This window comes from Lactobacillus sp. S2-2 (assembly GCF_021698855.1).
GTDB lineage: Bacteria > Bacillota > Bacilli > Lactobacillales > Lactobacillaceae > Fructilactobacillus.
This window is the reverse complement of sequence record NZ_WWFA01000003.1, coordinates 35926-50747: the sequence shown is the minus strand read 5'-3', so window position 1 is coordinate 50747 and position 14822 is coordinate 35926. Positions and strand designations below refer to the sequence as shown.

Annotated in this window: 17 protein-coding genes; 10 read left to right on the top strand and 7 right to left on the bottom strand. The window is 28.7% G+C overall.

Features of this window, described 5'->3' with window-relative positions:
* Nucleotides 1–232 precede the first annotated feature (232 nt).
* The 4 genes from GSH19_RS03635 to GSH19_RS03620 all read right to left on the bottom strand — a co-directional run bounded on the left by GSH19_RS03635 (nucleotide 233) and on the right by GSH19_RS03620 (nucleotide 3203).
* A complete protein-coding gene (locus GSH19_RS03635; RefSeq protein ID WP_237026723.1) occupies nucleotides 233–553 on the bottom strand; it encodes a hypothetical protein in 321 nt (106 codons plus the stop codon).
* 108 nt (nucleotides 554–661) lie between these two features.
* A complete protein-coding gene (locus GSH19_RS03630; protein ID WP_237026722.1) occupies nucleotides 662–1186 on the bottom strand; it encodes a DUF308 domain-containing protein in 525 nt (174 codons plus the stop codon).
* Between the two features lie 113 nt (nucleotides 1187–1299).
* Nucleotides 1300–2142, bottom strand: a complete 843-nt coding sequence (locus GSH19_RS03625) for a fructose permease (RefSeq protein WP_237026720.1) — start codon at nucleotides 2140–2142, stop codon at nucleotides 1300–1302.
* 41 nt (nucleotides 2143–2183) lie between these two features.
* Nucleotides 2184–3203, bottom strand: a complete 1020-nt coding sequence (locus tag GSH19_RS03620) for a zinc-dependent alcohol dehydrogenase family protein (RefSeq protein ID WP_237026719.1) — start codon at nucleotides 3201–3203, stop codon at nucleotides 2184–2186.
* Between the two features lie 603 nt (nucleotides 3204–3806).
* On the opposite strand from GSH19_RS03620, the gene GSH19_RS03615 reads away from it, so the two are divergent.
* On the top strand, nucleotides 3807–5756 hold the full coding sequence (locus GSH19_RS03615) for an ABC transporter ATP-binding protein/permease (RefSeq protein ID WP_237026718.1): 1950 nt from the start codon (nucleotides 3807–3809) through the stop codon (nucleotides 5754–5756).
* 40 nt (nucleotides 5757–5796) lie between these two features.
* Here GSH19_RS03615 and GSH19_RS03610 read toward each other — a convergent pair whose 3' ends face one another.
* Nucleotides 5797–7143, bottom strand: coding sequence for a hypothetical protein (locus GSH19_RS03610; RefSeq protein ID WP_237026717.1), 1347 nt, complete (start codon nucleotides 7141–7143; stop codon nucleotides 5797–5799).
* A gap of 111 nt (nucleotides 7144–7254) precedes the next feature.
* On the opposite strand from GSH19_RS03610, the gene GSH19_RS03605 reads away from it, so the two are divergent.
* From GSH19_RS03605 to GSH19_RS03595, 3 genes are all read left to right on the top strand, one after another.
* Nucleotides 7255–8367 (top strand): hypothetical protein, encoded by a 1113-nt coding sequence (locus GSH19_RS03605; RefSeq protein WP_237026716.1) that lies wholly within the window; start codon nucleotides 7255–7257, stop codon nucleotides 8365–8367.
* Between the two features lie 102 nt (nucleotides 8368–8469).
* Nucleotides 8470–9618: a glycosyltransferase gene (locus GSH19_RS03600; protein WP_237026715.1), complete on the top strand. Its 1149-nt coding sequence runs from the start codon at nucleotides 8470–8472 to the stop codon at nucleotides 9616–9618.
* 16 nt (nucleotides 9619–9634) lie between these two features.
* Nucleotides 9635–9889 (top strand): hypothetical protein, encoded by a 255-nt coding sequence (locus GSH19_RS03595; RefSeq protein WP_237026714.1) that lies wholly within the window; start codon nucleotides 9635–9637, stop codon nucleotides 9887–9889.
* 24 nt (nucleotides 9890–9913) lie between these two features.
* On the opposite strand, the gene GSH19_RS03590 is transcribed toward GSH19_RS03595, so the two are convergent.
* On the bottom strand, nucleotides 9914–10780 hold the full coding sequence (locus GSH19_RS03590; protein ID WP_237026713.1) for an SPFH domain-containing protein: 867 nt from the start codon (nucleotides 10778–10780) through the stop codon (nucleotides 9914–9916).
* A 12-nt stretch (nucleotides 10781–10792) separates the two neighbouring features.
* Nucleotides 10793–11116 carry a hypothetical protein gene (locus GSH19_RS03585; protein ID WP_237026712.1) on the bottom strand — a complete coding sequence of 108 codons (324 nt, stop codon included), beginning with the start codon at nucleotides 11114–11116 and terminating at the stop codon, nucleotides 10793–10795.
* A gap of 106 nt (nucleotides 11117–11222) precedes the next feature.
* On the opposite strand from GSH19_RS03585, the gene GSH19_RS03580 reads away from it, so the two are divergent.
* The 6 genes from GSH19_RS03580 (at nucleotide 11223) to GSH19_RS03555 (ending at nucleotide 14819) form a co-directional block, all read left to right on the top strand.
* Entirely contained in the window at nucleotides 11223–12014 is a 792-nt protein-coding gene (locus GSH19_RS03580) for a hypothetical protein (protein ID WP_237026711.1), read from the top strand.
* 73 nt (nucleotides 12015–12087) lie between these two features.
* The gene (locus tag GSH19_RS03575) at nucleotides 12088–12462 is read left to right on the top strand and encodes a DUF805 domain-containing protein (RefSeq protein WP_237026710.1); all 375 of its coding nucleotides are present in this window, start codon (nucleotides 12088–12090) and stop codon (nucleotides 12460–12462) included.
* Nucleotides 12463–12581: 119 nt separating this feature from the next.
* On the top strand, nucleotides 12582–13229 hold the full coding sequence (locus GSH19_RS03570; RefSeq protein ID WP_237026709.1) for a YgcG family protein: 648 nt from the start codon (nucleotides 12582–12584) through the stop codon (nucleotides 13227–13229).
* A complete protein-coding gene (locus GSH19_RS03565) occupies nucleotides 13198–13371 on the top strand; it encodes a hypothetical protein (protein WP_237026708.1) in 174 nt (57 codons plus the stop codon). Before GSH19_RS03570 ends, GSH19_RS03565 begins: the two co-directional genes overlap by 32 nt.
* Nucleotides 13372–13386: 15 nt before the next feature.
* Nucleotides 13387–13986, top strand: a complete 600-nt coding sequence (locus GSH19_RS03560; RefSeq protein ID WP_237026707.1) for a LemA family protein — start codon at nucleotides 13387–13389, stop codon at nucleotides 13984–13986.
* A 446-nt stretch (nucleotides 13987–14432) separates the two neighbouring features.
* On the top strand, nucleotides 14433–14819 hold the full coding sequence (locus GSH19_RS03555) for a 3-hydroxyacyl-CoA dehydrogenase NAD-binding domain-containing protein (RefSeq protein ID WP_237026883.1): 387 nt from the start codon (nucleotides 14433–14435) through the stop codon (nucleotides 14817–14819).
* Nucleotides 14820–14822: the final 3 nt, after the last annotated feature.

Sequence of the window (14822 nt, the reverse complement as noted above, 5' to 3'; positions counted from 1 at the left end):
ATAACTCAACTAGATCAATTAAAAATTGTGTATCTAGTTGAGTAACTAAAATAAACTCTACTTAGATACAGACTTTGTAGCGTCCGTATCTAATAACGAATCACTACAGCATGTAACAAGTACAGCAACAAGCTAATTGAATTTTAAAGTTTAATTTAGTCATTATTATGCCATTCCTTTTTTATTATTATTTTGATTTAATCATAAAAAGTAATAATTTGTCAATTATAATTTAATAATTATGATCAGAAGTATATTGTAATGTCTTTGAAATTAAGTATTTTTTCCATGCTTTGCTTAATCTTGAAAATTCAATATCGATAAATTTTTGATCACTCGCAGCATCATGTCCAACATATTCTTGATTAGGCATGAAGTGTTCTGAATTAATGACGGCCAGATTCTTATCAATTAAGACAGGATCAACTTGATGATTAGTTTCTACTTCATATAAATAAATTTTACCATCTCGATTAACTACTAATCGATTATTAAATTGATCATTACCAGCTTTGATTACATTAATTAATTCTGTTTTAGAAATATTAGTCATTAAAGTACCTTCTTCCTCATACTTTAAGCCTACCTTTTTTATTGATATCTTTCAAATAAATTATAGTAAACAAAAAAGCCATTACTTTGTAATGACTTTTTTTATTTATTATAGTGACTTGATAATTTGAAGAATTCCAAAGAATACAAGATAGAATGAAATAATGAATAATAGGGTACTTGCGGCTAACATTGGGCTGAATAGTAGGTAGAATCCTAACAGTAAACTTAAAACGCCTAAGATAACGTTAAACCAGAATAAACCTTTTTGGTTATCACGATCAATTAACTTAGTGGCAAACAATTCGAAGATTGAATCAACAATAAATGAAATTGAGAACATAATCCAAACGTAAGTAACACCTAATTCAGGAGTAATAAAACAAAATACTCCGAAAATAATATCAATTACGGCACTGAAAGTTAACCAACCAGAACCAAATCCTAGATTTTTAATAACACTTCGTTCACTAAGCTTAATGAAACCTTCAACTAAGATGAAAGCACCAAGGATAAATGAAATCATGGTTAATGACGCACCAAAGTTTTTTGGAATGATAATTCCTAAAATGATTGATAAGATACCAAGAATTAACATTAATGGTTTAAAACTATTTCTATTTGAATCGTACATAATAGAGAACCTCCATTTATTATTTATGTAATTACTATATTAATATAGCATTATAAAAGTTATTATACTAAAAAAAGCTCAAAAAAAAGAAGCATTCTCTGCTTCTTTTTTAACTATTTGTGTTCAGCTTCTTTTTTTGCTTTTGCTGCAGCAACATCGATTTCAGCTTCAACTTCAGATTTACCATTTAAGTCAACGTCTCCGCCAGCATTAACTGGTTCACCAACATCAATAGCTTGATGTTTTAATTTCTTAAAGACAAATTTATCTGCGATTCCAGTAATACCACCTTGGAATAAGAAGGCAAATAATGTACCAATACCAAAGTTTTCAAATTTTCTAGTAATAAGGAAAGCAACGATTGCCATAATTGTAGGTGGAATATATGATGCCCACATCGCTTTACCAGCTGATCCTTTGAAATATTTGAAACGAAGAATTTGCATAAGATCATCAGCAGGGTGCAATACTAAGTTTACACGTTGGTAAATTGAGATTGCAGTTGCAATTAATGCAACACCTAAGAAGTTAAGCAAGATGTATAGGGTAATCATACCAGCACCGTGTGCATCTGGTAATCCAGCGAAAAATGAATATTTTCCGTTAAAGAAATCACCAAAGATTTGAATTAGAAATGAGAATGGAACCATGAATAATAGGTTACCAATCATACGACCCCATTCAAGTTTTCCAACCAAAAGGGCGTTTAAGAGCATTGTTGCAATACCCATAATTAGAAATGCCCAAAATAGATTCCAATGGAATGCATTTCCAAGGTTTACTTCCGCAGCACTCCAATATGCAGCCCCTAAGTATGAGGGGAAGATATGAGCACTAGTTACTAGTGTTAGAACATTACCAGCTGAGTTAATGATCAATGAAATCACGAAATACATGATTGATTGAGACATGGAAATGGTTCTTTTTGAATTGACTCTAACGTTTGTATCAGCCATAATTTGCCTCCGCTTTTTTAGTTAAATTATAGTTTTAAGAATTAAAGGCTTTGGTCAACTTTAACTACAGTTTTACCTTTTTTCTTGTTTTCGCCGCTTAATACACCTTCAACTTCATCAATTGAGATGATGTTTTCGATGAATGGTTCTACGTCAACTGCGTGTGAAGCTAATAATGCCATTGAGTCTTCAAATGCAACTGGGTTAATCATTGAACCTTTGATAGTTAATTGTTTGTTGAAGATTTCGTAAGTGTTGATTGAGAAAGTTTGGTCTGGAGCACCAACACCGAACATAAATACTTGTGCACCACGGTTAGTGTGTTCAACAGCCATTTCTTGTGTTTCAGGCATACCAACACATTCGATTACTACATCGTAGTTATCTTTGATTTCTTCTTTAGTAGTGTTAATAACGTTATCTAAGTTTAAAGCTTCTTTTTCTTTAGCTAAGTTTTCGTCATGTCTACCAGTCATATCAACTCTTTGGATACCGTAAGCTCTTAGCATTTGTGCAAAGATTTTACCCATGTAACCATCACCGATAACTAATGCTTTTTGGTAAGGGCTAACTTGTTCCATGATTTTCATAGTATGAACAGCACATGAGATTGGTTCGATTGAACATGCAGTTAATAATGAAATTTCATCTGGTAATTTGTAAACAACTTGTTCGTTAGCAGTGAAATAGTCTTCTAAACCACCATTTCTAGTAACACCAACAGCTTCTAAGTTTTCACATAATTCGAATTTACCGATGTGACAGTAGTAACATTTGTTACAGTATTTGTTAGGATCAACAGTTACACGGTCGCCAGCTTTAAGACTTTTAACGTTCTTACCAACAGCTTGAACAACACCTGAGTTTTCGTGACCTAAAACGATTGGAGGAACAGCTGGTGCTGAACCTGGAAGACCATTGTATAATGCGTCATCAGTACCACAAATACCAGCGTAAGCAGTTTTGATTAAAACTTCATCATCTTTTACTTCTGGCATGTCGATTTGTTGCATTTCTAATTTCTTAGTATCTGTCATAACTAAAGCGTTCATTTTTGACATAATTAACATCCTTTCAAGTAACTAAGTTACTTTTCTAAAATTATAAATTTTTTAAACTAACATCTTTTTGGGGGAAGTAATTGTGATGTAGTCTTATGAAAATATCTTCTAAAGACCGTGAGAGGAATCTCCTCAAACGCCTTTTTTGAATACCATTACAGTATTAGAATGTTGATTATGTAACCAACTGTGCGTGAAAATTTAAAGCAATTAGATTTTCAAAAATAACTTAGTTATAAAATGCACATACTTTTTTAAATAAAAAGCAGAATCATTTTTGAAAAAGTAATTAGTAATCTAAAACTTTAAATCTCCCGCGTACAACTAATAATATAAAACGTTTGTAGAAGGATTACAAGCCTTTTTTGACAAGTTTTTTGAGGGCTTTTATTTTGCACAAAAAGATAGATTGTGAAAAAATGCATTAGCCCCTTTAAGCTCGTTGTTTAACGTAGATAATATGTGATAACTAACACAAAGTAAGTGCTATTTTTCACAAAGTTTTTTATTTATTTTTCCTTAAAATAGAAATAATTAATAGGTTTTTTGAGATAATTGTTGTAAAATTACCACAATAATTAAACTAAAAGGGGAAAATACATAATGGCATATTTAGAATTAAAAGATATTCATAAGTCCTATCATGTTGATAAACAAGAATTCAAAGTTTTAAAAGGAATTGATTCGCAGTTTGAGCGAGGAGAATTTGTTTCAATTTTAGGTGAATCAGGTGGTGGTAAGACCACTTTAATGAATATTATTGCTGGATTAGATAGTAAATATGATGGTGATGTAATTTTAAATGGTAATTCATTAAAATTAGATAGTAATAAACAATTAGATGAATATCGTCGTAATACAATTGGTTTTATTTTCCAAAGTTTTAATTTGGTAAGTCATTTATCAATTCTTGATAATGTTAAAGTTTCATTAGAAATGACCAAATTAAGTCATAAGGAACAAGATGAAAGAGCAAGAGAATTACTTCAAAAAGTTGGATTAGGCGATCATTTAAAGAAATATCCTAATCAACTATCAGGTGGACAAAAACAGCGTGTATCAATTGCACGTGCGTTGGCTTCTGATCCTGATATCATTATTGCTGATGAACCAACTGGGGCATTAGATGCGCAAAATACTGATGATATCTTAAAGTTAATGAATGAAATTGCTGAAGACGGTAAATTAGTAATTGCTGTAACTCATTCTCAAGTTGTAGCTGACTATGGAACTCGAGTTGTTCATTTAGCTGATGGAAAAATTGATAAGGATACACATCTAAAAGAAGCTTTTCCACTTCCTAATAAAGAAAAGTCAATTAAATCTCGTACTGCAAAAATGAGTTCAGTAATTAAAATGGCATTTCGTCATTTCTCATATAACTTAAAACGTAATTTATTAATTATGTTTGGTGCTGCAATTGGGATTTTCTCAGTAATCTTTATGCTTGGACTAGGTAATGGGGTTAAAGGATATATTAATCATGAAATTTATTCACAGATTAATCCTTCAGCCGTTCAAATTTCTAAAAAAGTGAATACAGATGATGAACAACCTAATCCGAATAAAATTGCTTTAAATGATTCTGATGTCAATCGAATTAAGAAAGTAAATAATGTTCAAAAAGTTGAAAAAGGTTCATACCAAGTTGGTGGACAAGTTCAATCAAAAGGTAAAAATGCGACTGTTCAATATGTTCAATCTTATTATGATGGTGCGGTTTTAACTAAAAACATTAAACGAGGAACTACACCAAAAGGTGATAATGAAATCATTATCAATAAATCAACTGCACAAAAATTTAATAAAAAACATCCTTATGATGTAGCTGGAAAGAAAGTTACATTATTTATGAATGTTATTGATAGTAAAAAGCAACCACATCTATTGAAGAAAAAATTCAAAGTTAGTGGTGTAACTAACGATTCTAATCCAGCTGCATACCCAACTTATGATGGAATGAAAGAAATGTTTAAAGCTGGAAATCTTCCATTTAATGCCAATGTTTTATCTGCCAAAGTTCAAGGTGGCGTTAAAAATGTTCAACCTGCTCAAGATAAAATTAAAGCTATGAAAGATAGTAATGGTAAAGCTCGTTATCAATTAGCTGGTGCTGGTTCAATTATTGAAACTTTAAATACTTATATTAATTTAGCTGTTTATGTACTAGCTGCAATTGCCGGAATTTCATTACTAGTTTCTGCAATTATGATTATCGTAGTTCTTTACATTAGTGTTGCTGAAAGAACTAAAGAAATTGGAATTTTACGTGCATTAGGATTTAGCCGTCGTAATATTCGTTGGTTATTTATTTCTGAAGCAATCTTCCTTGGCTTCTTCTCATCTGTTTTTTCAGTAATTATTTCCTATCTACTACAAGCAGGAGTGAATAATTTATCCACTAGTGGAATTGGATATTCAATCATGCAAGTTAGCCCAGGTAATGCAATCTTTGGAATTGTAGTTTCAGTTGTAATTTGTCTATTAGCTGCTCTTGCACCATCTGGTAAAGCTGCAAAAGTTGATCCAGTTGTTAGTTTGAGTGCTGAATAAGAAAAAAGATCATCATTAATATGATGATCTTTTTTTATGGCTATTTTTTCCAAAACATTAAAGAACTTCTTTTTACTTTTAAGATAGCAAGTATTGAAACGAAAATAGAAATTATACTAATCGGTAGAATTAAGTACCAATTATAAATACTAATTTCGTTATTAATATTAGCTGAATTAAAGAAGTTAAGGATATCTAAATTAAAGTTCCAACAAACTAAAGTTAAGATAACAAAGAAAATTAGTTGGCAGAGTAATTTTCCATAAGTTGAAAAACGATATTTGTATAAGTAAGCTAATTCATTGTTATCTTCACTATTTAAATAAACATTCTGATTAATATCAGGATTTTCATAGCCAATATATAAAGTGATTAATAAAATACCAATAATATAAAGGGGTGGTAACATAGTGGTAATTAATAATTCACCGATGATCAAGCTAACTTCAGGTGCTTTATCTTTTTGTGTGTATTTTTTTAGGAGTTGGTAAATTGGACGACCACCTTCTAGTCCGAAAAAATAAAGTGGAAAAATCCAAAGCATTCCATCTTTGCCCAAAATAAAGTAACTAAAGAAACCATGAATAAATAGAACAAGATTAATAATAAAACCACGATTAATTAATTTTAAACGATAAATTAGATTATCATTCCAATCATCATGGATTGCAGAAATTAATAAAATAATAGTTAGGCCAATAATAATTAATAATAATGGCCAAAAAACATTAAATTCCACTTTTCTTAAAAATGTTAGTAAAGCTAGATTAATAAAGATAATGATAAAAGTAATCAGTTTCCAGGTTTTAATTGGATAAGCTGATTTTTGAATGGTTGATTGATATAGTGGTTGAATATTTTTATACATTTGTAAAGCAGCAGGAAAAGCAATAGTTAATAATAAACTCAATAAATTAAAAGTGATTTGATATTGATGATTTAATGCAATATCAAACCCAAATAAAATTAAGAAGATTAGAAAAATAAGCCAATAAATTTTTTTTAATTTGAATCCATTGTTTACTGCTAAGTGTTTTTTTACAGTTAAAAAATATGGCCATAAATTAGCTGACGTATATCCAATACATAAAGCTCCAAAGGTTAATATGTAAATATTAGATGTAAGACCAAAACATAAAGTTCCAATTAAACCAATTCCGAGACAAATTAACAAATAAGTACTAGTTGTAACTTTTAAGTGTTTTGTCATAAAAATACTTGCAGTTTTAACTACGTAAACTAAAACAACTAAAAATAAATATTTTGTTTCATTATTTTGTTTGTAAATTAGTAATACTAAGACATAAGGTAAGAATCTGAACATGTTCGCTAAAAAATTCAGAGTTGCATATGATAAATCCATCATTTGATTTTTCATGTTTTTCAATTAAACCATCCTTTCAGTGTATAATTATTTTAATATAAATAATCAATTCTTTTAATCATTTTCTTTTATAAAAGAGTAAAATAGTTTTTGAATATTAAAGGAGGAAGTTTTATGAAAGTAAAAAAAGTTTTACGATTAGGATTAAGTGCATTAGTGATTGGAATTGGATTAACAGGATTAAATACATTTACTAATGCTAAGACCCAAAAAGGAAATGCTTTATCATCCTATCGAGTAGCAAATTATAGAACGGTTAATAATAAAAATTATACAAGAGGTAGATATACATATAAGCAAACCCCTGCATATCAAAATAATGTTTTTCAAAGCACACCTGATACATTAAAAGGTGTTAAAGGTAATGGAAAAACTAATTTTGTAACTGAATATTTCTTACCAGTTAGTTATCATAAATCAGGTGATTTTGGTAATCCGCAAAGTGTAGCAATGGTTAATAATTATGCATATATTATGTACACTAAACATGGCGGATCAAATCAAGGATTTGTTGTTCGTTATGATTTAGCTAAGTTAAATGCTTTAGGTGCTAATAAATCTGGCACAATGAATATTTTAAGACAAGCTAGTTGGAATCAAGTTTCAAATCGATTAAGTAAAAGTGATAAAAATGTTTTAAACGCAATTAAAGTTGGGCCAACTCAATATGTTGGACATGGTCAATCAATGGCATATAATTCAAAAAATAAACAAATGTGGTTTGTTTTAAAGACTGGAATTAATGCTTCAATTGAACGTATTAATTTGAAAACTTTAAAACCTTATCATCGAATTAACTTTAAATTGAGTTCCACAGTTCCAATGGGTGAAAATTTAACCTTTGATAAACGTGGCAATGCTTATTTCTATTCATATGCTTCTGGTGGTTGGGCACCTAAGAAATCAGTTAAGTTATATAAAGGTAAAATAACTAATAATTCGGTTCATTTTAAATTAGTAATGCAGGGTATTCGTCATGCACCAGGTGCAATTGCTCAATCAATTGATTACAATCCAAAAAATGATAATCTTTACTTAATTTCTGATGGTGGAGTAACTCGATTCCCAGTTAAAAAGTTAGGTCATTTAAGTACTAAAAATGTGAGAACTGTAATTACAAATCAAAGTCGTGAATTTGAAGGATTGGCCTTTAATAAAAAAGGACAAGGATTCTTATTAGTTAATAAAGGACCTGAATTAATGAAAATGACTAATAGTAATTTCTAAAAAAATAAGATATTGAAAAATAAAGTGGAGTTAATATTTGACTTTATTTTTTTTTGCCTTATATTAGCTTTAATTAAAGCGATGACAAGAGATGAATATTAAATGAATGATATTAAAATTACTGCAATTTTACCTGCTCATAACGAAGAAAAAGGTATTCCAGCCGCAATTAAATCGATTCAAAAGCATGTTGATACAATCATAGTTGCTTGTGATAATTGTTCTGATGATATTTATAAGGTTTCTAAAAAAAATGGTGCTGATATTGTTTTTAATACCAAAAATAATTCTTTTCGTAAGGCTGGGGCAATTAATCAGGCTTTAGAAAATTATATTAATTTTGATATTCCCAATAGTTATTGCTTAATAATGGATGCTGATACTGTTGTTGAAAATCCTGATTTATGGTTTTCAAAAGCTAAAAGTTTGTTGTATCCTAATTTGCCTAAAATTAGTGATGATTTAAAAAATATGAATGTTTTTAAAAAGTTTATGCTAAAAATTTTTAATCGAAAAAAATATAATCAATTATTTAGTAAGAAAGCATATGATTGTATTGGATCAATTTTTAAGGCACCTCAAAGTAATAAAATTAGTTCTAATCTAGAAATGGGCCAAAGATTAGAATGGATTGCTTATAAAACTAAAATAAAAAGAAGTCAAAGTGTTTTTATCTTAACTGGTACATGTAGCTTAATAAGTAATGAAGTCTTATATAGAGTTTTTAAAAAGAATAATTATAAATATTTCTATAATGTTAATTCGATAACAGAAGATTTTGAGATGACCATTTCTTGTAAAGAAGTTGGAGCTAGAATGATTAGCCCAATGGAATGTGAATGTTATACAGAAATACAAACATCAATTAAATCATTGTTGCTTCAAAGAAGAAGATGGTATTTAGGCGCATTATCTTTAGTTTTTTCAAGGAGAATGAATCTTATATTAATGTCTTATTTAGGACAACAATTTATGTTAATGCTATCAGTATTTGCATACCTTTTGTATATTGTAGTTACAATGATTGTTTATGATATTGGGGATGTCGATTTTTCGCCATATTGGTTAATCGTATTTTTTATTTTTCAATTTAAGCAGATATTTGACGTTTGGCATTATGGAAATTGGTTTAAAAAATCATATTCATCATCAATGTTGGGTGGATTAGTTTATAGCTTCTTATTACAAGTTGCATATTTAATGGCATTATTTTCATTGATTTTTCATAAAAAAATTTATTGGAACAAATAATTAAGGGGATTTTAAAATGACACTTTTAAATATAATGATTATTTTGTCAGCTGTTTTCTCCTCATTATTTGCCTTATTAGCCTTTGTCGAAATTATTTATTCTTTTTATACAAAGTTATTTCCTAAATCAAATTGGAATAGTAATTATGATATAAAAATAGGCAAGCAAAAATATTCTATTAGAATGATTGTTTGGATGATTTTAGGTTATATAATTATTTACTCAATGGTTTTTGTTATTCCAATTTATATTTTTATACGAAGTAAATAAGTTTAATAAAAAAGAAGCTAATGATTAATTATTAGCTTCTTTTTCATCTTCATTATTATTTGAATCTTCTTTTTTATTATTTTGTTTTTCAAATCCTTTAGCAAATAATGCACCATTTGTAGTTGCATCATTAATGGTGTCATTTGAAGTGACCACTAGGTTAGTATCAGAATTAGCTAAATTATTGAAAGCATCAATTTTTTGATTTAAGAAGTAATTATTATCGGCAGTTGCTAAAGCAGTTTGAATTGCTTTAATACGATAACTTTCTGCATCAGCTCTAGTTTTAGTTGCTTCACCTTCAGCTTGAGCAGTACTGATTTTAGCATTATTTTCAGCTTTAACTTTAATGTTAATTGATTCAGCTTGTCCTTCAGCTTCCGCAATTGCAGCAGTTTTTTCACGATCAGCACGTAATTGTTTATCCATTGATTTTTGAATTTCTTTAGTTGGATTTAATTCATCGATGTTAACACGATCAACATTAATTCCATAAGTATTAGTTAAATCACCAATTGAACTAGTTAATTCTTTGTTAATGGCAGAAGTTGCACCTAAAGTATCATTTAACTGTTTTTTACCTACAATATTTCTTAAATCACCACGAACTAATTGGCACATTGAAGTCACTGAATCAGAGTTTTCATATTGAAATTTTACCGCATCAGTTACATGATAATTTAAAGTTAATTTGGCAGAAACTTCAGCGTTATCTTGAGTGATAATTGGATAACCAGGTAATTCTAATGGAACCATGGCTAAATTAACTGCGTGAATTCTTTGGACAAGTGGGATGTAGAAATGTAGGCCGGGACTAATTGTTTTCTTATATTTACCTAATGTTTCTACTAATCCTTGATGATTTTGTTTAATAATTCTTATTCCTAGCATATAAAACTCCTTTTAACTAATGGGGGTAATTTCTAATTGATTACCATTGGCACTTGAAATTACACATTGAATGAAATTAGATTGATTACTGAGTGGATTAACTACATATTGATAGTAAATTCCACTAACTAAGATTAAATGTTCATCTTTAAAAATATTATCCTGATTAACAATTTTTCCAATGATATTTTTAGTTTCAAAATTATCATTTTCAGATAAATCATTCATAATTAGTTTGTTGATATATGTATCGATGGATTGATTTTTTAATTTTTTATCAACTTGATTAAATAATTCATTTGATAATGTGATTTTAATTTCTTTTTTTGAATCCATTTTATCCTCCTGTTAGAAATAGACTACAGTATTTTAAGGCTATTGTAAATTTGCAATTTTTTTAAAGAATCGATAATCTATTGATATATAAAGGAGTGTTGATCTAATGAAAAAATTACGAATTTTTCTTGTGGGATTTATAGCTTTATTAGCACTTGGTAGTAATACTATAGTTAGTGCTAATCAAAAGCATAAATTAATTAAAATTCCTGATTATGTAAAATTAAAAAAAGATATGTTTACGGGACAATATTATAAAGTGCATGGAAAAAAAGGAAAGAAAATTATTAATAAAAAAGGGACGATTTTAAAAACTTTTGGAGGATACTCTTCAGTGGGATTTAATCATGAAGATTCACCACTGACTTTGCCTTTACAAAACTATAAAAAACAAAGCAAAATCTACCAAGATCCTTTTATGTCTATGAAATTAAATTATAGTTATTTAAAATCTTATACTCCTAAGATTCCAATTAGAGAAAAAATGTTTTTTAAAGGGCCGGAATATAAAGAGGCATCTTATGTTGATTATAAACCAATGTTTGTATTAACGATGGATAATCATTTACAATACTATGATAAAAATACAGCTAAAAAATATAAATATGAATTTAGTAGTGACATAGGCAGGATTTATAATAAAAAGCCAACTTATACAGCTAAATTTAATTCTTTTAAGGCATATAAAAGTTATTATAATTTATACTTTAATCATTCAATTAAGTATTTTAAAACTAAAAAAATCAATTCAAACAAATATCGTTTAACAATTAAGAAAATTTATAAAAATGAGCATACTTGGATTCATGGAGAAGATATTGAATCTGTTAAATGGGTAGGCTATCGAGTTGGAGATAAACCATTTTATATAATTAATTGGTTTGAAGCAGGTGATTAAAAAGTCTTTATGAGGGATTCTAATTAATCTGAATTCTATAATTTAATTGATAATATTCAAAGGAGACTTAATCATGATTAAATCATATAAAAAATTTTGGGGAGATTTATTTAATTTTCATGGAACGGCTACTCGATCTAATTATTGGTGGCCAATTATTATTAATTATTTATTAGGTGGAATTCTTGTTTCAATTGTTCAAGCTGCAATAGGTCATCCAATTGATGATATCTATACATTGACTGATTTAAATATCAGTTGGATAAGTGAAATAATTATTTTATTGGTATGGATTGGAATGTTATCAGTTTCAATTAGAAGAATGCATGATTCTGATCACTCTGGTTTTTGGATTTTAATTCAATTTATTCCAATTATTGGAACTATTTGGTTCTTTATTTTAACTTTATTCCCTTCAAAGAGAAATCGTTGGGATAGTCGTTATTAGAAAGAAGTCTACAAATTAGTAGACTTCTTTTTTGTGTGAATATTTAACTTAAAAATTATTTAATAAAACCATTGAATTAAAGAGTTTTTTTCGTTTTAATATAGTAGGGAGGTGAATATATGCAGAAAAAATGTTTGCATCAATTTTCATTGATAATAATGGTGTTACTTAGTACACTAATTATTGGTACAAACATTTATGCAAATAATAGTCACCAAGGCGATTTTGTAAATGATAAAGCTAAAGTGTTATCTCATAAAACCATACATAAAATTGATAAATTGAATGATGATTGGCGAGATAACTTGCGTGAAAAACCACAATATGCAGTTATTACTATCAATCATTTACCAGAAGATAGTGATATTGATGATTACACTCATGACGTTTTTAATGAGCTAGGTGTCGGACAAAAAGGATTAGATAATGGATTATTATTTGTAATTGCAGTTAAAGATCGTAAATATCGTTTAGAGGTTGGCTATGGATTAGAAAATATTTTTCCATATGGTAAGGTTTCTAGTGATATAATTACTAGTGGCGTTATCAAACAATTAAAGCAGAAGAATTTTGATCAAGCAATTCAGATGGTAACCAATAATGTTAATCATGTGATGATAAATAAAAAAGCTAATCTAATGTCAAAAAAGAAAATTCAAGAAAAACGAAAAAAAGAACATAATTCAAAGTATAATTATTGCTATTGTAATAATTATACTAGGTGGCCCAATTGTTTTGGGTTTAATTATTTTTGGTCGATTAACTGATAATGGAAATCATCATGGCTCAGGTCCATATAATGGAGGATTTTTTGGATCATTAGGTTCTGGTGATTCATCCGGAGAAAATTTTGGTGGTGGATTTGGTGGGGGTGCTTCCGGTGGTGGAGGTGCTTCTGGTGGATTTTAAAAAGGGAGAAATGAAATGAAAAGTAATAAGAAATTTTATGTTATGTTAACAATTATTGTTGTTTTAATTTTAGGATGGGTTATTAGTGCTAATAATTCATTAAATAAACAAAAACAAGCAGTTGAAGGACAATGGGGACAAGTTCAAAACCAAATGCAACGAAGAGCAGATTTGACTCCACAATTGTTAAGTGTAGTTAGAGGAAATATGGATCATGAAGACAATGTTTTTAATAATGTTGCCAATGCTAGAAAACAATACAGTCAAGCTACTAATAATGGAAAACAATATAGTCAAGTAACTGCTAGCAAAAAACAAACTGAATCAATGGATAAAATGCAAAAGCAAACTTCTTTACTAATGAATTCAATTTATGAAAACTATCCAAAATTAGCTAGTTCAAAACAAATTAATAAATTAATGACTCAATTAGAAGGCTCAGAAAATCGTTTAGCACAAGAACGTCGTGTTTATAATCAAAAAGTTCAAGATTATAATACATCAATTAGTTCATTTCCAAATGGCTTAATGGCAAGCTTAAAAGGATTCAAATCTTACCATTATTACAAACCAAGTGCCGGTTCAGATAAAGCACCTAAAGTTGGTTTAGAATAAATAAAAATCCTCATTTAATGAGGATTTTTTTATTTACTTAAGTAAATCTGTGAATGGAGTTCTTTGTACTGAAATAACTAAATCAAGTGAATCATTTGCATCATCACTCATTAAAATAAAATTAAATTTACCTTGAAGACTACCTAAAATACTTAGTAAACTTAAAGGCTTTGGAAAATATTCTAACGGATTATTAATGACTGTTAGATAAGATTGATTTATGGTAACATTGCCATAGATAAGTGATTCCCCCTAAAAAGCATACATAGTATTTTAATGCTATTAATATATTTAATAATGGAGGAAACAATAATGACATTCAATAAAATCACCCTTTTGGTGGCGGTGGATTAGGGTCATAAATTGCTTTTATGACTGCTTTACATGGTAAAGATACAATTGTTTATGGTCGTTCTGAAAAGTCAATTGAACGTGTTTAAAATAATATTGCCCAATGGAAGGAAGTTGCAAAAAAAGATTTAAACTTAAGTGATGCAGATCTTAAAGTAGCTGATGAAAATCTTAGTTACACAAGTGATTTTGATCAAGCAATTAAAGGCCGTGATTTGGTAATTGAAGCTTTACCAGAAGATAAAAAGGTTAAAAATGAATTCTTTGCTAACTTTGATAAAGTGGCTGATGATAATACTGTTTTAGCAACTAATACTTCAACTTTCTTACCATCTGAATTTGCTGAAATAACAGGTCGTCCAGATAAATTTTTGGCATACCATTTTGCTAACAATATTTGGAAGAATAATACTGCTGAAATTATGGCACAAAGTAAAACTAATCCAGATTTATTAAGTGATTTTCAACAATTATCTAAATAAATC